At 40.9% G+C, this 19,825-nt stretch carries 15 protein-coding genes and 1 pseudogene; 8 read left to right on the top strand and 8 right to left on the bottom strand.

Going from position 1 to position 19,825, the window contains the following annotated elements; all coding sequences use genetic code 11:
* Positions 1 to 123: 123 nt before the first annotated feature.
* Positions 124 to 918, bottom strand: coding sequence for a TIGR00297 family protein (locus U2718_RS21075; RefSeq protein ID WP_342001284.1), 795 nt, complete (start codon positions 916 to 918; stop codon positions 124 to 126).
* Between the two features lie 507 nt (positions 919 to 1,425).
* On the opposite strand from U2718_RS21075, the gene U2718_RS21070 reads away from it, so the two are divergent.
* A complete protein-coding gene (locus U2718_RS21070; protein ID WP_411813339.1) occupies positions 1,426 to 3,300 on the top strand; it encodes a S8 family serine peptidase in 1,875 nt (624 codons plus the stop codon).
* Positions 3,301 to 3,604: 304 nt separating this feature from the next.
* On the opposite strand, the gene U2718_RS21065 is transcribed toward U2718_RS21070, so the two are convergent.
* The 4 genes from U2718_RS21065 to xth all read right to left on the bottom strand — a co-directional run bounded on the left by U2718_RS21065 (position 3,605) and on the right by xth (position 8,160).
* Positions 3,605 to 5,101 (bottom strand): HlyD family efflux transporter periplasmic adaptor subunit, encoded by a 1,497-nt coding sequence (locus tag U2718_RS21065; RefSeq protein ID WP_342000673.1) that lies wholly within the window; start codon positions 5,099 to 5,101, stop codon positions 3,605 to 3,607.
* 337 nt (positions 5,102 to 5,438) lie between these two features.
* Positions 5,439 to 6,314: an SDR family oxidoreductase gene (locus tag U2718_RS21060; protein ID WP_342000675.1), complete on the bottom strand. Its 876-nt coding sequence runs from the start codon at positions 6,312 to 6,314 to the stop codon at positions 5,439 to 5,441.
* A gap of 374 nt (positions 6,315 to 6,688) precedes the next feature.
* On the bottom strand, positions 6,689 to 7,018 hold the full coding sequence (locus tag U2718_RS21055; protein ID WP_342000677.1) for a hypothetical protein: 330 nt from the start codon (positions 7,016 to 7,018) through the stop codon (positions 6,689 to 6,691).
* Between the two features lie 359 nt (positions 7,019 to 7,377).
* A complete protein-coding gene (xth, locus tag U2718_RS21050) occupies positions 7,378 to 8,160 on the bottom strand; it encodes an exodeoxyribonuclease III (protein ID WP_342000679.1) in 783 nt (260 codons plus the stop codon).
* 381 nt (positions 8,161 to 8,541) lie between these two features.
* Between xth and U2718_RS21045 the strand changes: the two genes are divergently transcribed.
* From U2718_RS21045 to U2718_RS21030, 4 genes are all read left to right on the top strand, one after another.
* The gene (locus tag U2718_RS21045) at positions 8,542 to 9,609 is read left to right on the top strand and encodes a glycosyltransferase family 4 protein (RefSeq protein ID WP_342000680.1); all 1,068 of its coding nucleotides are present in this window, start codon (positions 8,542 to 8,544) and stop codon (positions 9,607 to 9,609) included.
* Between the two features lie 51 nt (positions 9,610 to 9,660).
* Complete coding sequence (locus U2718_RS21040) at positions 9,661 to 9,849, top strand: hypothetical protein (protein WP_342000682.1); 189 nt, start codon at positions 9,661 to 9,663, stop codon at positions 9,847 to 9,849.
* Between the two features lie 299 nt (positions 9,850 to 10,148).
* On the top strand, positions 10,149 to 11,177 hold the full coding sequence (locus U2718_RS21035; protein ID WP_342000684.1) for a zinc-dependent alcohol dehydrogenase: 1,029 nt from the start codon (positions 10,149 to 10,151) through the stop codon (positions 11,175 to 11,177).
* Between the two features lie 65 nt (positions 11,178 to 11,242).
* Entirely contained in the window at positions 11,243 to 11,857 is a 615-nt protein-coding gene (locus U2718_RS21030; protein ID WP_342000685.1) for a hypothetical protein, read from the top strand.
* Positions 11,858 to 12,047: 190 nt separating this feature from the next.
* On the opposite strand, the gene U2718_RS21025 is transcribed toward U2718_RS21030, so the two are convergent.
* The 3 genes and pseudogenes from U2718_RS21025 to U2718_RS21015 form a co-directional block, all read right to left on the bottom strand.
* Complete coding sequence (locus U2718_RS21025) at positions 12,048 to 12,395, bottom strand: Dethiobiotin synthetase (protein ID WP_342000686.1); 348 nt, start codon at positions 12,393 to 12,395, stop codon at positions 12,048 to 12,050.
* A 495-nt stretch (positions 12,396 to 12,890) separates the two neighbouring features.
* Positions 12,891 to 13,151, bottom strand: a pseudogene (locus U2718_RS21020) (DUF5132 domain-containing protein); the annotation flags it as partial.
* An 85-nt stretch (positions 13,152 to 13,236) separates the two neighbouring features.
* Positions 13,237 to 13,488, bottom strand: coding sequence for a hypothetical protein (locus tag U2718_RS21015; protein ID WP_342000687.1), 252 nt, complete (start codon positions 13,486 to 13,488; stop codon positions 13,237 to 13,239).
* Positions 13,489 to 14,042: 554 nt separating this feature from the next.
* Here U2718_RS21015 and U2718_RS21010 point away from each other — a divergent pair.
* The 3 genes from U2718_RS21010 (at position 14,043) to metK (ending at position 19,261) form a co-directional block, all read left to right on the top strand.
* Positions 14,043 to 14,615 (top strand): DUF5132 domain-containing protein, encoded by a 573-nt coding sequence (locus U2718_RS21010; RefSeq protein ID WP_342000688.1) that lies wholly within the window; start codon positions 14,043 to 14,045, stop codon positions 14,613 to 14,615.
* Between the two features lie 108 nt (positions 14,616 to 14,723).
* Entirely contained in the window at positions 14,724 to 17,765 is a 3,042-nt protein-coding gene (locus U2718_RS21005) for a cation-translocating P-type ATPase (protein ID WP_342000690.1), read from the top strand.
* A 311-nt stretch (positions 17,766 to 18,076) separates the two neighbouring features.
* Positions 18,077 to 19,261: a methionine adenosyltransferase gene (gene metK / locus U2718_RS21000; RefSeq protein WP_342000692.1), complete on the top strand. Its 1,185-nt coding sequence runs from the start codon at positions 18,077 to 18,079 to the stop codon at positions 19,259 to 19,261.
* The last annotated feature ends 564 nt before the right edge of the window (positions 19,262 to 19,825 follow it).

Genomic DNA, 19,825 nt, shown 5'->3' with positions numbered 1-19,825 from the left:
ACTTGACTAGTTAATATTCTCAAGCGAGGACACTATTGCCATAGTAAGACTTACAAACCGGAGTCGCAACTCTAGCTTGCATAATTAAATTAGTAAGAATACCTACTTAGTATTAAGAGATAATTAGATGATCGCAATTACCCATAACCAGGCAAAGAAAATTGCTACGACTGCGCCAATCAATGTATTTAAAATATTCACTAATTCATTAGTTAACCAGGTATATTTTGATTGCAATGTAGCCCCAATTACACTTTCTAAATTAGTAGCAATAAACGCCGCCAATACACACCACATTACACCTAATATTTCAATTAAACCAACTGCCCAACCAACAAAAGCGATCGCAACTGATGCGATGACGCCTGCTAAGGTTCCTTCCAAGCTTACTGCTCCTTCCGTTCCCCGTGGCACTGGCTGTAAGTTAGTAATTAGAAAAGTTCTTCTACCATAAGCTTTCCCGATTTCACTAGCACAGGTATCAGATAGCTTAGTACTAAAACTCGCCACATAGCCAAGCAGCAGTAGGGACTGGAGATTGAGGACAAGAGACTGGGAAATTGAAATAACTCCTAAGTCTATCATTCCTACTCCTAAAGCGCACAGTGTCCCTATCAATGCAGAACCCCAGACATTTTCTGGGCCTCTTGCTCCAGAACGCTTTTCTGCAATACCTTCAGCTTCCTTTTGTGCCATGCCTACACGTGTGATTAAAGAACCAACAAGGAAATAAAACATTACAACTACATATCCTTGCCAGCCCAATGTTCCCCAAATGAGTACGCCCAATAACCAAGCATGAAATAATCCGGCTGGAGTAAGTAGCTTTTTAGGAGCAATCCAGGCAACAACCAACAAAATGCTATTTAATGCCACCCCTACAAGCCAGGGATTAGGAGGATTAATTAAAGAAAGCATTTGCATTTATTCCTGAGAATTTTGCCAGAATATCAACAGCATAATTTATATCTTGTACCATTCTCAACAACTCTTAAGGTAGGTAGTGTAAATAACGTCAAACTCAGGGTTTGAAAAACAGCTTAAATGTGCTTACCTTACACAATTTCTAATTTTGTGTTCAAAATTAAATTTATATACAAAATTTGTCTTAACAATTTTTGTAGAGTGGGTACTGCTTAACTTTCCTCAAACTCTTATTCTTACGTTGTGAACAGTGCCTACCTTACGCTTATTGAGAAGATTACAAGCTCTCAGTCAAGCTATATACAATTATCTGGTTTATATTTATAAACCTTGAGAAATCACAGTTAATAAAAGTATTTGTAAATAACTTAGCATTTTTTAATCTAAATATGGATTAATTATTTACCAAGGGGAATCATCCATTGCTAAAAACATTTCCGGAGCTAATGTTTTAACAGTTCATGCTGTCAAAAAATATTCGACGAGAACATACTTATGCCCATGAATATTCATCGGAATGATTTGTTTGATACTAAAGGGCTAAATATCACTTCCACTACTTCTGTAAATAATTTGAATGCTAAAGATGATGACCTTTTTCGCATCAATAGCCATAGTAGCTTCAAACTATCTGAAAATTCTCTAGAACAAGAGGTTAATATACAGGGGCGTAAAAATTCTAAATCAAAAAAAGCTAGCTTATCTGCGACGAAAGCAGATTTAGTCATCCAAAATGCTTCAGCTCCTAATGTTGCAGTTGCTGGTAGCACGATCCAACTTACATATCAGGTAAAAAATAAAGGTAAGAGCAGTGCTGGGTTTAACTACACTGATTGTTATCTTTCTAAAGATAAAACCCTTAGTTCAGATGACAATCTGCTGGGTTGGAATTGGATTGGCGGGCTTGAACCTGGGAGTGCGACTTCTCAGTCTTACAATGTCACTTTAGATGAAAATACTGCACCTGGAACATATTATCTAGTCTACAGAGCTGATGCTCTAGATAATATTTTAGAAATCAATAACAGCAACAATATTGCTGCGCGTGAAATTACTATCACTGGTAAAACTAAAGAAACTCAAGGATATAATCCTACTTCTGGCTATGGTTTGGTGAACGCAGCAGCAGCAGTAGCTAGGGCTGCTGGGCAAAATACCTTTGCCGATGTTCCTAACCGTGGTGGCAATGATTGGGGAGCGGATCTAGTCAAAGCACCTGAAGCTTGGGCAAACGGATACACTGGGCAAGGAGTCGTCGTTGCTGTTTTAGATACAGGAGTAGACTACAACCACGCAGATTTGAAGAACAATATCTGGACAAATAGCAAAGAAATTCCTGGTAATGGCAAGGATGATGATGGTAATGGTTTTATAGATGATGTCTACGGTTGGAACTTTGACGGTAATAACAACAATACTCTAGATGGAAATGGTCATGGCACTCATGTCTCCGGTAGCATCGCTGGGGAGAACAATGGTTTTGGTGTGACTGGTGTTGCCCACGGTGCCAAGATTATGCCAGTCAAAGTTTTAAATGATGACGGCTCTGGCTATTATAGTTCTATTGCTGATGGTATCTACTACGCTGTAAATAATGGCGCTAACGTCATTAATTTAAGCCTTGGTGGAGAATATCCCAACGGTACTTTGCAGAAAGCGATTGAATATGCCAGCAGTAAAAACGTAACTGTAGTTATGGCAGCAGGCAATGATGGTAAGTCAGTACCAGGGTATCCCGCTCGTTACGCAGACAACTGGGGACTTGCTGTTGGAGCAGTTGATAAGAATACAAATATGGCTGATTTCTCCAACCGAGCTGGGCAAAATCCCTTGGCTTATGTCACGGCTCCTGGAGTTAAAGTTTACTCTACACTGCCAGGCGATCGCTATGCATCTTACAGCGGCACATCAATGGCTGCGCCTCATGTTGCGGGTGTAGTTGCTTTAATGCTCAGTGCAAACCGCAATTTGACTGATGCCCAAGTACGTCAAATTCTTGCAGAAACCGCAGGCAATAGTACGCAAGCTACAACTTTGAGTGGTGAAAACAACATTACTAGTTTCAGCCACAACAATAGCCTGACTACTGCTGTTTCCAATTTCAACTTCAGTAGCTTTAGCAGCAACAATGCTACAACTTGGAGCCACAGCAATACAAATAGTGGTGATGTGAGTGCGATCGCTTCTCAAATAAGCACCTATTCTCCAAATGGAAATAACAATGGTGTATTTTTGAATTCACCTACATGGTTAGAAGTCTGGAACGACTACAACAATAGCGCGGCAAGTAGCAGTAACATCAGCCCCAGTGGGGAAGAATATACTGAGGTAGAAAATATCGTAGGAAAACGCAAAGCACTACTGGAAGCAGTATAGGCAATAATTAGCCAACACTAATTCTATGAAAAGCTAGAAAAGTTTTGTAAGACTTCTCGCTATGTATGAAATTTCAAGTGACTAGTTTGATAGAAGCGATCGCAGCTGCTTGAATAATCTCACAGTTTCGTTCTAATTTTAGGCTGATTAACTTAGCACTCAATCCTCAAAATTTATTTAAGGGACTTCCAATCAAAAAATCTCCAATTTGTAGTAGGGTGTGTTAGGACGATAGTCCGTAACGCACCATTAAACTAAACAGAGATTGAGTACTTTTGAGGTGTTGGTAATTCCAAAAATTTACCTACCTCACGGAAAAGGCTTCGCTAAATCTGCGAGTCACCGGCTCTAAGATAAAAGTCAAAACCGACTTTTGACGAGTGACGATTTCGCCACTAGCAGCCATACCTGGAGTAAATGCGACTTCTTTACCCCGCACCATCATCGAATGTTTGTTCAGTTTAATTCTGGTGGGAAAAACTAAGCCCAAGTCCTTATCTACAATGGCATTCGGGCTAACTTGTACTACTTCGCCATCCACTGTGCCAAATTCCTGAAAAGGAAAAGTCGCCATTTTGACTTTTGCCTTCATTCCCTCACGAATAAAGCCAATATCACGGTTGAGGACTTTGACTTCCAGGAGTAGTTCTTCCCCATCTGGTAGAATAGACAGCAATTCTTCACCTGCTTGTACAGGGCCTTTTGTGGCTTTGATTCCGTAAATTGTTCCAGATACGGGAGCTTCAATAGTTTCTTTTTGGCGTTGCTTTTGTGCCTGTTCTAACTGCCCTTGAACGTTGGTTAGTTCTTCTTTGCGCTTATTAATTTGGGTTAAAATTTCGCTTTGACGTTCTGATGCTAAACGCTGTGCTTGAGTACGAGCTGCTTGATATGCTGCTTGTGCTTGGAGAATTTCTTGCTTTTGGGCATCAATATCTTTTGCTAGGGATGTAACTTTATCTTGTGTTTCTGTAAGTTTATTTTGGGCATTAGTGACTTCATCGTTTGCTCTGGTGATTTCGGCATTGGCACGGTTGAGTCTATCTTGCGCTTCTAGATAATCTAATCGCGGTACGGCACCAGAACCTGTGAGAGTACGAAGGCTTTGTTCTCTTTGTTGGGCGATCGCTAGATTGTTAACTACTTTTTCTTGGATTTTGCGAGCGTTAGCAAGATTAGTTTTGGCATTAGCGACGCTGGTTCTGGCATTGACTAAGTTATCTTGCAAGCGGGTTAAGCGCACTTTTGCCTGCTCGCTCAGTGCAGCTTGACGATTTGCTTCTGCTTCTGCTGCTGTTTGACGTGCTTTGTAGTCTTGTAAACGTGATGTCAAAAGTTCATCTTGCAGTTGCGTACCAGTATTCGTAACTCCTGTACGTTCTGCATCCAAACGGCGCAAGTCTTGTTGAATCAAATTGGTAGATTTTGCCAAGCGTGCTACATCAGCTTCCTGCAAATCTGGATCGCGTTCAATCAAAATTTGACCTTTGTTGACGCGATCGCCTTCTTTTACTTTTACCGTGACAATTGAGCCATTCCCTAAAGATGTTACTGGTCGTACTTGGGTAGAGGCAATTAAGTCTCCTGATGCTCTTGCTACTTCATCAATTTGAGAGAAATGCGCCCAGCCAATTGCTCCAAATACGATTACACTTATTGTTCCTGCTAAAAATCTTGTATAAAGTGGCGGTAATTCTTGTACCGCTTTACCCAATTCATAAGATAGTTGTTCTTCTGGTTTAGCAAATTGCTGTTTAGTTTGACGTGCTTGTGCAGGGTTCGCAGCAAGGGAATATCTCATAGAAATTCTATTTTGTTAGTAGTTAGTAGTTGGTAGTTAGCAGTTAGTAGGGGAGCCAGTGCGGTGAAGCAGCCCCCGTCTTGGCGGTTTCCGGCGTTCGCGTAGCGTCTCCGAAGGAGTTTGGGGGACTGCTGAACCCGAAGGGTGGACGGGTCTCCCGGCATAAAGCAACTGGCGTGCGGGTTTTATTGATCATCTTTGGGTTCAAAGCGACTATTTATCTTCTCAACCCGCACGGCAGTCGCTACAACGCGGGGAACCCGCGCAACGCGATGCCTCCCGTACAGTAGTTAGTAGTTGGTTGTTCTACTATCCATTAACTACTCACCAAACTCTTTTAAACCGCCAAATAACGCCGCAAGAAGTTTTCCAAATTTTCTAACTTCAAATCAAAAATTGCCTCTAAGTTGGCAATTTCTTCTTTTGTACAGAAAAATTCATTTGCCAGTAATGTGCGAAAAGTTCCCAAGTTTTTTTGGGCTTGCGGATTCATAAAACCTAAGAGATTGCGCAACCCATCAATGACAAACATTGGTGGATTAATGATGACTGGCTCTTTGTTAAAGATACGACCTAAAATTCGGGGAATATCCTCTCGTGATAAAACCTCTGGCCCTCCGACGGGTAAAATTTGATTACGAGCGGCTGGAATCGTTATAGAATCAACTACCATCCTTGCCAAATCATCTGTACTCACAATCGAAGTTCGGTTTTTGGGATCTCCAATGAGCAAATATACTCCTGTTTCCCGAAATCGTTCTGCCAAAGGCAGCAAATTCGATGCTAGTCCAGCTGGTCGTAATATAGTGTAGTTTAGACCACTACTTTCCAAATATCTTTCTACAGCTCTTTTTGCCTTAAATACTGGAGCATCTTCATACCCTCTGTCGGCTCCTAATACAGAAATAAAAACAAAGTGCTGCACTCCATTAGCTTTTGCTTGATCAATCAGTTCTATATTGGCACGATAGTCCAAAGCGAGCGGATTACCATCGGAACCATGAGTACTAATTACATACTGGACATTTTGACAAGCTTTGTGGATATCATTTTCCTGTTGTAAGTCACCAATAAAGATGTCAGCGCCCCGGTGTTCTAATTCTCCGTAGCGTGAAGTCAGGCGCACAAATGCCCGTACTGGCATTGCTCGTTCCCGTAGCAGTCGCACAACACGGCGACCGATTCCTCCCGTTGCTCCTGTGACTAGAAACATAACAATTTTGGATTTTGGATTGGGTATCGGGGATTTGGTATCGGGGATATGGTATTGGGTATTAAGATGTCCTCCTAATCCCTAGTTCCTAGTCCCTAATTACCAATCCCCAGTAGATTTAGGGTGTATGGCTGCGCTCTTGGCGATACTGCAAGTAAACAAATAATAAAAAGTCGCCACGCACTATCTTTGTTCGGTGCGTTACGATTCGCTTTAACACACTCTACTAATTTAATAATTACTTTACAAATACTCCTACATCCCAGGCGATAGCTAGTTGCTACAAATTTACTAAGCTTTGGTAGTACTCCACCACATTGATTTTGACAAGTCGCAGGTGTTCAGAGCCCCGACTTTTTAAAAAAGTCGGGGCTCTATAACCGTAAGGAAAGGCGATCGCCACAACTCGTCGCTTGATCAAAATAATCAATAAAGTCGATCTCAATAAGCAAAATGGCAGATCGCTTTCTCAAATAGCCTAAATGCTTACTCAAAAAGCCTGATCGCTTTCTCATTTCGGTAGATTCAGCAAGTAAAAAGGCATATTGCTTACTCAAAAAGCCTGATCGCTTTCTCATTTCGGTAGATTCAGCAAGTAAAAAGGCATATTGCTTACTCAAAAAGCCTGATCGCTTTCTCATTTCGGTAGATTCAGCAAGTAAAAAGACATATTGCTTACTCAAAAAGCCCGATCGCTTTCTCATTTCAGTAGATTCAGCAAGTAAAAAGGCATATTGCTTTCTCGATATCCTTGAATGCTTTCTGATTTCAGTAATTCACACATTCATAAGGGTGATCGCTACACTTTAGTAATTTAAATAAGGAAAGTATCACACTTCGTCAGCAGTCTTTTTGATGAGAAGAAGCGATGAAATCAGCCTTGGTTAATACCAACATTATTTTTTTAGACAATGCGATCGCCTCGTGCCTTTATTGCTAACATCAATTACTTTTAGTTAAAAGTTTAGCAAGAGTAACCGAATCAAATCCTGATATCGAAGAAAGAACTCAGAACTCAGTAATCAGAATGATAAACACAAAAAGGCTGAAAGCCCCTTCACTTCTAAAATTCCACAATCACTGGTGCATGGTCGCTAGGTTGAGTTAGTTTTCTCGGAGTAATATCAATGGTGCAACTTTTTGCACGTTCATACAAGTTTGGTGTGAGGTAGTGGTGATCTATTCGCCAACCTAAATTACGGCGAAATGAAGCGGCGCGATAATCCCACCAACTATAGTGTCCACCTTCACTTGTAAATTTGCGAAAGGCATCACTAAATCCCAGCGCGAGAACATCGCGTAAGGCTTGGCGCTCTGGTTCGGATGCCATAATGTGATTCTCTGTATTTACTTTTTCGTGAATATCTTTATCTTCTAGAGCAATGTTAAAGTCACCACACATACAAATACTGGGTGTGGACACGAGCAGAGATTGTAAGTATTCTCGCAGCAGATTTAACCAAAGCAGCTTGTACTCATATTTCTCACTTCCTACAGCTGCACCATTAGGTACATAAAGATTAATAATCCTGATGCCATCAATGACGCCTGTAATTACCCGCTTTTGTTCGTTCCATTCAGGCGGTAATTCTGTCAACGTTGAGCTAAAACCAGTACTGACATTTTGTAGAGGTTGCAAACTGAGAATGGCAACACCGTTGTAAGATTTTTGACCAGATAAATAGAGATGATAACCTAGTTCTTCAAAAGGCGATCGCGGGAAATTTTCGTCTACGACTTTAATCTCTTGCATGCACAATACATCGACTGGATTTTGAATTAACCAATCAACAACGTGTGTCAAGCGAGTCCGAATTGAGTTGACATTCCAAGTAGCAATTTTCATTAGTTAGTGGTCATTTGTCATTGGTCATTATTAAAAGGGTTGGGGGAAATGTTTATTACTCTCCTTGTCCCCGTGTCCTCTTTGATCCCGTGGGTTAATTTCGTATTTTTCATTACAAAACCTATCATTTTCTATGATCCCCAAGATAGATGCAAGTAGGATGCCTCAGATAGTAACCTTTAGATCGTAGTTGCTTGACGGCAATGTTGATGGTCTGGAATGGCTGCGGGGCTATTACCAGGTTCGGTTAACCAAAATTGGACTCTCAAGAGTCAGTTCGGTTAATGTAAAATTTAGATGGATGAGTACAAATACTCGACCAGACTATATTGTTAAGTCCGCTTCTTGAGGACTGTATTACTTCCTGAACCTAAACAATTTATGAAAATCGCTCAAGTAGCCCCCTTATGGGAACGAGTTCCACCTCCAACTTATGGAGGAATTGAACTAGTAGTGAGTCACTTGACTGATGAGTTGGTTCGTCGCGGTCATGAGGTCACTTTGTTTGCGTCTGGAGATTCTCAAACTCTGGCTAGATTAGAAGCAGTTTATCCGCGTGCGCTGCGTTTAGACCCTAATGTCAAAGAATACACAGTGTACGAAATGCTTGAACTTAGTCAAGTTTATCATCGGGCGGCGGAATTCGATCTGATACATTCTCATGTAGGGATTTCGGCTTTACCTTTGGCGAGTTTGGTGCCAACACCTACGGTGCATACCCTGCATGGCAATTTCACAGGGGATAACCGTAACATATATAGCCACCACAATCAACAGTTATACGTCAGCATCAGTAACGCGCAGAGACAAATTAACCTTAACTACGTTGGCACAGTCCATAACGGGATTAATACAGAAGATTATCCTTTTGTAGCTCAATCTCAAGAACCACCATATTTGGCATTTCTAGGACGATTTTCACCAGAAAAAGGCCCGCAACATGCGATCGCCATTGCCAAGCAAACAGGTTGGCGCTTAAAAATGGCTGGAAAGGTAGATGTAGTCGATTCTAAATTTTTTGAACGAGAAATTGCCCCTCAAATAGACGGTCAGCAAATTCAATATCTCGGAGAAATTAATCACGCTGAGAAAACTGAACTGCTGGGCAATGCTGCAATTACCCTATTCCCCATCACCTGGCAAGAGCCTTTTGGTTTGGTAATGATTGAATCAATGGCAACTGGTACACCAGTCATCGCCATTAATTTAGGTTCTGTTCCGGAGGTGGTTAGTCAAGGCGTGACAGGCTTTGTCTGCCAGTCCTATGATGAAATGGCGACAATGATTCCTAAAGCTTTGGAATTAAGTCGTTATACTTGCCGAAAATATGTAGAAAATAATTTTAGCGTTACCCAAATGGTTAATGGGTACGAAGCGGTTTACGAAAAAATTATCAAAGACCGTGTTGATTTAAATGGGCGAATTCTTTCTGCAAAAATCCAATTTTAAACAATTTTTTAGTGCATCTTAACCACAAATTTTTGAAAGGAGGACATAAATATGAGCATGAGAAGCAACGCTTGTCCATGTTGCGGTGGTTGCCTCTTGCGTCATGTCCGTCATGGTGAAGTTTACTGGTTTTGTCAGGATTGCCGACAAGAAGTACCACTGTTAACTGTCACTAGCTTATCGAGTGTGATTGAAGGAAGAAACACAGGAGTTCTTTTCCAGCAATCAGCAAAATCTTAGGAGTCTTTATAACTTATAACTTAGAACTCAGGACTCAGAACTCAGAAGGAAAGATACTTTTCTTTCCTCACTGAGTTTTAAGAGCGGACAACTGGGTTCTTTTTTGTGAAATAGCATTACAACGGTTTTTTGTAAGGTGGGCATTGCTCAAATAATATCTCAAATGTTTGTCAGATGGGCTACGGGCAATGCCCACCCTACGATTTGTGGTTTAATCTATTCCCTGTTCCCTGTCCCCTATCCCCTATTACTAACACTCCTGATAAAATCAGGTGGAGCTTATTAATAGGTCACAAGCTGTGTTAGCAGCCTTACTTTACGGTCAAGAAGATTTACGTTTAGAAAATGTCGCCGATCCTACTCCTGATAGAGGAGAAGTAGTGATTCAGGTAGGAGCGGCTACAACTTGTGGTACAGATTTAAAAGTATGGCGTCGTGGCGGTCATGCCAAAATGCTTAAACCTCCTACTCTTTTTGGTCATGAAGCTGCTGGACGTATTGTAGCTGTAGGCAAGGGAGTAAAAGGTTGGCAAGTAGGCGATCGCGTTGTCGCTAATAATTCTGCCCCCTGCATGAATTGTTTTTTTTGTCAACGTCAAGAATATTCTCTGTGTCCGAATTTAACTTGGAATAACGGTACTTTTGCTGAATATCTGAAAATTCCTGCGCCAATAGTAGAACATAATTTATTGCCGATTCCCGACGATTTACCCGATGAGTTGGCAGCAATGACTGAACCTTTGGCTTGTGTGCTGCATGGAGTAGCACGTTCTCATGTTAAGGCTGGCGATCGGGTAGTAGTTTTAGGAGATGGAGCGATCGGGCTAATGTTTGTAGCCAAGTTAGCTTATGATTGCTCAGTGGAAGTATTTTTATTTGGTGGTAATGACCAAAGGTTAGAAATAGGCCAAAAACTTGGCGCTGCACAGACTTTTAATTATCGGCAACTACCAGATATACCCACTGTGGTGAAAGAATTCACAGATGGGTGGGGAGCTGATGTAGTAATTGAAGCAACAGGTGTACCTAGTGTTTGGGAGACAGCGATTGCTTGCGCTCGTCCTGGTGCTACTGTCAACTTATTCGGTGGTTGTCCGCGAGATACAACAATTACCGTTAATACAGAACAGCTACACTACAGTGAATTAACGCTCAAGGGAGTATTTCACAATACTCCTGAATTTGTCAGGGGAGCGCTGGCACTGATCGCTAGTCGAAAGATTCCGTTTGAATTGTTAATTAGCAAGCAGTGTCCGTTGAAAGATTTGGAGACAGTGTTTTTGGAGATGCGATCGCGTAAAGTTATTAAAGTAGCGATGATTCCGTAATATTACTAGTAAAACAGTAGGGGTTGTGGGGGAAAACTAAGATTACCCTTTTACAAAAAGCGAAAATGCTAAGAAAACCTCTACTGAACCTTCTAATTTTGCCTTTTTCTCTCCTGCCTTGGATGTGTTTAGATACATTGTTATTTGCTAATCAAGCTCAAGCATTACCAGGGCAAGGTACAGAACAAGTCGGTGCTTGGATTAAAGCACATCCAACATTGCGCCCCCATCACAACGAGCAATTTTTTGTACAAAAAAGTGATACAGCTGCCCAGCGGTTCACTTTTCAAGCATCTGTGTTACCTCCTGGCAAAGTGGGGTTTATCAGAAACCGTAGCCAGATCCGCAACGAGCGTTTAGCCATGTATGATGCGATTAACGGTATGAATTTTGAGCGCTTACAGGAATCTTTACGGGTAATTTATGGCTTAGATATCTATCAAGACTTTAAAAATGCTCAAGTAGTGTACGAGTATCCAAATCAGGGTGCAGTCAACTCAGCCCGTTTTGCTAAAACTCCTATTCGCGAAGCTTTGCGGGGAGAATTGCGTTTAGGCGATCGCTATGCCTACTGGATGGAAGTTGCCCAACCCAAAACTGGTAAAGCTTTCACTGGGCAAATGACTGTTTTGCTCAAGTCTGATCTTAAAAAGTTGGAAGCAGAACTGCGAACTCGATAATGGTTAGTTAGTAGGGGCGGATTTTAACAATAATCTCTCTAAGATAAGGAAATATCCCAATAAACCCGTCCCTACAGTAGTCATACACAATTTTGTGATTTCCCTTGCTCCCCTATTAACCCATCTTTAGCAGTAATAAAGGAGAAAGCGTGTTTCTCCCACTAATTACTATCGACTATCTACTAACCAATTAATGTAAATTTTGCCAGTTACCAGAAAAGATACTTTCAGTTGCGATCGCTATTCTTAATAGATCTTCTTTGAGCAGGGGCGGCCAATCAACCCCTGCTTTGCGTCCTCCTGCAAATAACATTTGAGTTTTAATTGTGATTTGATACAAAGCGTAAGCCAATTCTCGGTCAATGGTAGTGGCTTTTTTAAGACCTTCAAATACCACTTTTAACGCCAGTAATGTTGAGGTGATCTGTCCGGGAACAGGGGGTTTTCCCTGCTGCATTCGCCTCAGGAGGGTATCAGTGTTTTCCTCAGCAATGAGTGTTTGGTCAATTATAAATTTGCGAGCAGTTTCATAATTCATGCCTCCAGATTAGCGCAAATCACTACTTTTTAATTAAGTAAATTTACTGAATAAAATTATTTTGAATACTTTGATTTTTGAATTAACTTATCTATTGCCAGTAAGAAATAAGACAGGAGGCAATAGGAAAGAGATTTGACTGGTTTATTCCATTGGTAGCGAGTGAGGCACTGCCCGCCAAACTTTATTAATAAACAGTAGATATAGTAGGTGAGAGCATTAGAGTGTGTAATGGAACAGTGTTCACTTGTGCAGTAAATATCACATCCGCACCCTTGAGCGATATGTGTACCAAGGGCGCAGATACTAAACCCATGAAATTCGACTGCTTTTTGCTTGCACGACAAGTCCTAACTAGTATTGCTACTCGCACGTCGGCGCAGATTCAGTTCGAGTTTCTGCTTTTACGGTAGATGTCGATACAGCCTGATTACGAGCTTCTGCTTTTACGGTAGACTTTGATACAGCCTGATTACGAGTTTCTTCTGTAGGGGTAATTGCTAGCGTTGAATCTGAATCTGCTAGTTCTGCCTTGGCTTCAGCTACCCAGTCATTCCAGGTTTCGCCAACTCCTGCCAAAGCACCCCTACTTTTCTCATAGAACAGAATACCTCCTTTAATAACCGACTTGGCGATCGGTCTTCCAATTCCAGTAAATACTGGTAACAATACAGGTGCTATAATAACTGCTCCAATACCTGCAATTACACCAGGAGCACCAGCATCTTCAACAAAATCAACAATTTTTGGTGCCACAGTAGATCACCTCTATTAATGTATGAAATTCTTATTCGTTTTAACCTTAACTTAACCAAGATGTTTGTATAATCTTTCTTTGGAATTATTTACGTAAAGAGTTGGGCGGTGTAAAAGTTTTTGTAGTTCGGCGACGCTCTAAAAACGCTATAACATCAGAAGGACGACAAAAAACCTGAGGGATATCACCAACGTAAAGTAACCACCTTTCCTCCTCAGCTTGTTGCAATTTCCATCGTTCTGTGGGTATTTGAGGGAGAATTTGATATTTTCCTTCCTTGTCAATTTTGCATATAAATCCCCAAATTTTAGCTTGACTCAATATCCTCTCTTGCATGGCTTGTACTTAAGTTCGGGACATATTATGGTTATGCGTTTTAGATACCTGAGCGGCTTCGTTGAATGCAAACAAGTAGGGTGAGATTAGTACTGCACTGGTTCAAGTTGAGAGCCAACACCTTGACTGCATCTAGTTTGTGTCATTAGTATAGAATCCCGTTAATAAACTTTATATCTAGAAAAAGTTAGGCTCGATGGGTAGAGTTTCGGACAGAACTGAGAAAATAGGCGATGGATTTCTCATCAAGCGATCGCTGTCACCCTAATCCTAATCTTGCTTATCTAGCTCGTGCTTTGATTCGCGTTGAATTCCATATAAAAGCACATAAGTATTAGATAAAAGATAAATATCAAGAATATTTGATGAATTTCTTTATTTCCCCACAAATTTCTCATAATTACCATGTAATTTCAATACCATCCAAGTAATTGGGTGATAAAAATTGCCAACATATTAAATCAGCAATGAAATTAAAACCACAGATTGATGGATTTAGTGTTGGCTTTAACTACGCTTCTATTGTCTGCCTGTTTGCGGAGGAAATTTTTTAGATGTCACCTACATTTGACTGGGAACAAATAAATGTACCTGAAATTGTCGAGGGTATTACAGGAGTAATTTTTGCACCTGTGATTCTTCCTCTCGCCTCGGCTGTACATCAACCTACTGTTCAAGCGGCAATCAAAGGGGGGATAGCCATTTCTGAAAGGTGTAAAGAAGCACTTGCGGAAACTACTGAGGTAATTGAAAATTTAGCGGCAGAGGTAAATGCTGAACTAATCGCAGATAAGCAGGCACAATCGAATGGAACTACCCAAGTCTATACTTTCGATGGAAGATCCATAATTGCTAGGGATTTGATCAATGTGGTGTCTGATTTCAATACAGATGTTGAACGCTTAACCCAAGGCGCAATTGATTTACGGTTGTTATTTCCTTTAGGATTAAGCGCACTTGCTATTCGCCAATTGTTGATGAAGGGACTGCAAATAGATGAGATTCCCTGGTACACATTGGCATGGTATGCTTTTGACTCTTTTGTCAAATTAAACAAAACTAATGAATTGCAATTAGAAAGTGCTGAAGACTCTATAGTCAATAGTCCATCTTTTCAAAGTTTTTGAACCAGAAATAATTTAGAGAATAGTATTCAGTAGTTAGTTTTCAGAATATTTGATAATTCTGAATCCTTTTATTTGCTTTTCAAGCATTTTACGGGAGTGGGAATTTCTGTGATTCAAGCAATTCACAATACTGTCAAGGGCAGAGCTAGATATAAAGTTAAAGAACTTTATCGTTCAGAATCTCTCAAACAATATATTGAGCGATCGCTCTCCAATTACTCAGAAATAAATGATGTTTCTGCTAATCCATTAACTAGTAATATTCTTGTCACTTTTGAGCAAGACTTTAACGCTGATAAAATAGCATCTCTAATTGAAAAAAGTATTGCAGAGTATCAAAAAAAAGGAGATATATCTCTTTCTCAAAAATCTGTAAAAAATTTATCTGTAACCAAAAAAGAATCGAGAAAAGAATCTAAAAAAAATATTGCTAATGCTCAAGCACAAAGGGTAGAAAATTGGCATCTGATGGAAGTAGATGTCGTAGTGGATACATTCAATACCTCAGTTAGGACAGGATTAACTACTCAAACTGCTTCTGAAAACCTGAATAAATACGGTCTAAATGTCCTATCAGAAACAGAGACTCGCTCAGATTTAAGTATCATAATTGACCAATTTAAATCTCTCCCAGTTGCTTTGTTGGGCATTGCTGCTGGTGTTTCCGCCTTTACAGGAGGGCTGATCGATGCTTTAGTCATTCTGGGTGTTGTCGGTTTAAATGCGGCGATCGGCTACACCACAGAAAGCCAATCCGAAAGAATCATTCATTCCCTCAAAAGCAATCAGGAAACATCAACTTGGGTAATCAGAGATGGTAAGCAAATAGAAATTCCGACAGAAAATGTTGTCATTGGAGATATTTTAGTTCTTAAAACTGGCGGTTACGTAGCAGCAGATGCCCGGATTATTCAAGCAGAAAATCTAAGTATTGATGAGTCTGCTTTGACGGGGGAAAGCATACCCGTAACTAAATCTACAGTATGCCCAACAGGAGAAGATATACCTCTAGCCGATCGCACGAATATGGCTTACAAGGGAACTTTTGTTACTGGTGGGCAAGGTTTAGCTGTGGTGGTGGCAACGGGTAAATTTACCGAAATGGGTAAGATTCAACAACTAGTTGGGGAAGCAACTGCAAGCGAAACGCCCTTATCAAGACAACTAGACGAAGTGGGCAGTCAACTAGTGACGATTGGTATGGGGCTTTGCGGGCTGGTTTTTGGGATGGGCGTGCTGCGGGGATACGGTTTGCTAGAAATGCTCAAGTCGTCTATATCTCTAGCGGTGGCAGCAGTTCCGGAAGGGTTACCCACAATTGCCACTACCACCTTGGCGTTGGGTATTCAAGATATGCGGCGGCATAATGTCTTAGTTCGCAGTCTCAGCGCTGTAGAAGCTTTGGGTTCCGTACAAACCATTTGTTTGGATAAAACTGGAACCATTACAGAAAACCGGATGTCGGTTGTCGAAGTGCATACAAAGAGCCAATATATTACAGTATCTGACGGTAAATTTATCGCTGAGGGCAAGGATATTAATCCTTATACCTGCGATGAACTGCTGAAGCTGATTCACGTATCGGTTCTTTGTAACGAAAGTCTAATTAACCAAGAGCAAAATGGTGAGTTTAACATTAAAGGTTCAGCAACAGAGAATGCCTTGATCCACATGGGGCTATGTGCGGGTGTAGATGTAAACCAACTTAGACAAAAGTATCCATTGCTGCAAACCAACTTGCGTTCAGAGAACCGTAACATTATGAGTACGGTTCATGCGACTGAGGGTGATTATAAGTTTATTGCTGTCAAAGGTAGCCCCGCAGAGGTAGCGCAGATATGCAAACACTGGATCAAAGACGGGCAAGTGGTGCCTTTAACCGAAGAAGACAGGGAAGCGCTAGAGATAGAAAACGATCGCATGGCAGGGAAAGCATTGAGAGTGTTGGGTATAGCTTATACCCATATAGATGATGCCAAGGGTGGAAATAACTATGAACAAGAGCTAACATGGCTTGGGCTTGTGGGCATGGCAGATCCTGTTCGTAAGGGAGTCAAACAGTTGATGGCAGAATTTCATACAGCTGGCATTGATACGGTGATGATCACTGGGGATCAAACTCCAACTGCCTATGCGATCGCTAAAGAATTAGAACTAAGTAGAAAACAGCAATTAGAAATACTTGACTCTACTAACCTCAACAATCTCACGCCCGAAGCACTAACAGCCCTTAGCGATAAAGTTGATGTATTTGCTCGCATCAGTCCTAGTAATAAACTGCAAATAGTCCAAGCTTTGCAAACTGCCGGAAAAGTTGTTGCGATGACAGGCGATGGTATTAATGATGCGCCAGCACTCAAGGCTGCTCAAGTTGGTGTAGCAATGGGCAAAGGGGGAACAGATGTAGCCCGTGAGGTAGCAGATATTGTTCTCGAAGATGACAGGCTAGAAACTATGATTGTAGCAGTCAGTCGGGGTAGAACAATATACAACAACATCAGAAAATCCGTCCATTTTCTACTTGCCACCAACATGAGCGAAATCATGGTGATGACAGCATCCACCGCAGTTGGCTTAGGTGAACCCTTGAACGCGATCCAACTACTGTGGCTAAATTTGGTTACTGACATTTTCCCAGGTCTTTCCCTTGCTTTGGAAGCACCAGAACCAGATGTACTGAGTCAACCTCCCCGTAACCCAGACGAACCGATTGTTAAAAATTCTGACTTTGGCAGAATTACTTTTGAGGCAGGAACAATATCTGTTAGTACTTTAGCAGCCTACGGGTATGGCATCCTCAAATACGGCATCAGCCCTCAGGCAAGCACGATCGCCTTTATGAGCCTGACATCAGCACAGCTGCTACATACACTCAGTTGCCGTTCCGAACATCACACCATATTTAGTAAAGAAAAATTGCCAAATAATTCTTACTTAAATGCTGCTATTCTAGGTTCCTTTGCCATTCAACTTATGGCTATAGCTATTCCACCCTTGCGAAGTCTGTTGAAAATTACGCCAATAGATATTGTCGATGGTGCAGTTATTGGTAGTAGTGCTTTGCTACCTCTATTAGTAAATGAAAGCACGAAGGATATAAATTTAAAAAATAATTTCGCTCAAAAATCACTCTCCCCTGAAGAACAGTAAGGGAGTGGGAGAATTTCTTTCTTCCTACCTTCGGAAGCCACTACCAACGGATACGCCGTACCTACCCTACCCTGCGGGAACCCCTTTCGGGGAACGGGAACAGCTTCGCTGAACGGAAGCCGCTAGCTAACGCAACGCCTGACGGCGAACGCGTCTACCGCGTCTACGTGTCTACTGCCTCCTGCCTCCTGACTTGAAAGAGGGTGTAGGGGTATAAGGGTTTAGGGGTGTAGGAGAAAAAACCTCTTTCATCTTTGGTGATGAAACAAGTTTCATCGAAACTGCCTTCTTATAACCACAGGTAAAAGTATATGAAAAAAGATTTCATGTTTACATCTGAATCTGTCACAGAAGGGCATCCTGATAAATTATGTGACCAAATCAGTGATGCGATCGTAGACAGATTTCTTCAGCAAGATCCTTATGCAAGGGTAATTACAGAATGTGCTGTTGCTACAGGAATTGTTTTTTTAGCAGCGAGATTTGAACCTAGCGCCAACGTAGATTTTACTAATGTAGCTAGACAAGTAATTGACAAAGTTGGCTACGAGCATACTGAATTTAATGGTAGAACCTGTAGCATTTTAACAAGTCTTTCTGAGTTACCACCGGAAAAAGAACTTGCTTTTGATGAAAGTAAATTATCTGACGCTGAAATAGAGAGAATTCCGGTTAAAAATCAAGCTACAGTTTTTGGTTTTGCCTGCAATCAAACTGATGTTCTGATGCCTCTACCAATCTGGTTGGCACACAAACTAGCAAAGCGAATTAGTGAAGTCAGACGCGAAAATATACTTTCTTATCTGACTCCTGACGGTAAAACTCAAGTGGGAGTTGAGTATAGAAATCGTCGTCCTCATAGAATTCATAGTCTCACAGTCATTGCCAGTCAAAATAAAGCAAAATACCCTGATTTAGAACAACTACGACAGGATATTTACGAGACTGTAGTTAAACCTGTATTTGAAAGTGAAGAAATTAAACCAGATGAACAAACTAGAATTTTTATTAATCCTGATGGACAATTTATTAGAGGTGGGCCTGCTTCTCACTCTGGTTTAACAGGTAGAAAAAATGCTATAGATACTTATGGTGAATATGCACAACATAGCGGTTCAGCCCTAAGTGGAAAAGATCCAATCAGGATAGATAGAGTTGGAGCTTATGCCGCCCGTTATGCGGCTAAAAACATTGTGGCAGCAGGCATAGCAGATGAATGTGAAGTGCAATTAAGTTATTCAATCGGTATCGCTAGACCTGTTAGTATTCAAGCAGAATCATTTGGTACAGGTAAAATTTCTGATGAGGAAATTACAAAATTGCTAGAAAAGCATTTTGATTTTCGTTTAGCGGGAATCATCAAGCAATTTAATCTCAGAAATTTACCTTCACTACAAAAAGGTGGATTTTACCGCAAATTAGCTGCTTATGGGCAGGTAGGCAGAATAGATATGGATCTTCCTTGGGAAAAGACAGATAAAGTTGGTGTGTTTTGAGTGAGATACCCGTCATTGAAGGGCGCACTGGCTCCGCAGTACAATATTTCACCAGATCCAACACAACAGCTTGGAGGCAAAGCCTCGAAACTTTCGTTACCAGGTTCAACCTGGTAACGAGAAACGAGAACTAGAGCCTCGAAGGGTGCAGCGTATTTATCAGTAGTCAAACCCAATTATATGTCGAAAAATTAATTTTTCGATATTTTTATGACGGGTATTTTAAAAGAAATTTATATGGAAAAAATATCTTTTTCAAATATCCATCACTTCTCCCTTGTCAGAGGAAGTTTATTTAAAAAGAGAAAACAAAAGTAAGAAGTTTATAAGAACAGATAAGAATTAGAAGGAGACAAGTTTCTCATAAATTTCTTATTTAGTTGCACTACTTTTTTAGATGGAGTATTGCTTAAAGCAATAAGCTAATAATCATTCAAATTGCATCCCCGCATCTCCTGTTCTCCGCGTCTTTGCGTCTTTCTAAGGCTAAAGATTATGCAACTCAAAGGCGGATTAGCTTATTCTTCGTTGAGTGTGTATCCTATCTTGATTCGGCACTATTCT

The sequence above is a fragment of the Chlorogloeopsis sp. ULAP02 genome, assembly GCF_038404745.2.
GTDB lineage: Bacteria > Cyanobacteriota > Cyanobacteriia > Cyanobacteriales > Nostocaceae > Chlorogloeopsis.
The sequence above is the reverse complement of the archived record's forward strand: the minus strand, read 5'-3'. Positions and strand labels throughout refer to the sequence as shown.

Bases quoted from the DNA above. Each gene is read 5' to 3' on its own strand.
- U2718_RS21075 (WP_342001284.1), bottom strand. From the start codon at position 918: ATGCTTTCTTTAATTAATCCTCCTAATCCCTGGCTTGTAGGGGTGGCA.
- U2718_RS21070 (WP_411813339.1), top strand. From the start codon at position 1,426: ATGAATATTCATCGGAATGATTTGTTTGATACTAAAGGGCTAAATATC.
- U2718_RS21065 (WP_342000673.1), bottom strand. From the start codon at position 5,101: ATGAGATATTCCCTTGCTGCGAACCCTGCACAAGCACGTCAAACTAAA.
- U2718_RS21060 (WP_342000675.1), bottom strand. From the start codon at position 6,314: ATGTTTCTAGTCACAGGAGCAACGGGAGGAATCGGTCGCCGTGTTGTG.
- U2718_RS21055 (WP_342000677.1), bottom strand. From the start codon at position 7,018: ATGAGAAAGCGATCGGGCTTTTTGAGTAAGCAATATGTCTTTTTACTT.
- xth (WP_342000679.1), bottom strand. From the start codon at position 8,160: ATGAAAATTGCTACTTGGAATGTCAACTCAATTCGGACTCGCTTGACA.
- U2718_RS21045 (WP_342000680.1), top strand. From the start codon at position 8,542: ATGAAAATCGCTCAAGTAGCCCCCTTATGGGAACGAGTTCCACCTCCA.
- U2718_RS21040 (WP_342000682.1), top strand. From the start codon at position 9,661: ATGAGCATGAGAAGCAACGCTTGTCCATGTTGCGGTGGTTGCCTCTTG.
- U2718_RS21030 (WP_342000685.1), top strand. From the start codon at position 11,243: ATGCTAAGAAAACCTCTACTGAACCTTCTAATTTTGCCTTTTTCTCTC.
- U2718_RS21025 (WP_342000686.1), bottom strand. From the start codon at position 12,395: ATGAATTATGAAACTGCTCGCAAATTTATAATTGACCAAACACTCATT.
- U2718_RS21015 (WP_342000687.1), bottom strand. From the start codon at position 13,488: ATGCAAGAGAGGATATTGAGTCAAGCTAAAATTTGGGGATTTATATGC.
- U2718_RS21010 (WP_342000688.1), top strand. From the start codon at position 14,043: ATGTCACCTACATTTGACTGGGAACAAATAAATGTACCTGAAATTGTC.
- metK (WP_342000692.1), top strand. From the start codon at position 18,077: ATGAAAAAAGATTTCATGTTTACATCTGAATCTGTCACAGAAGGGCAT.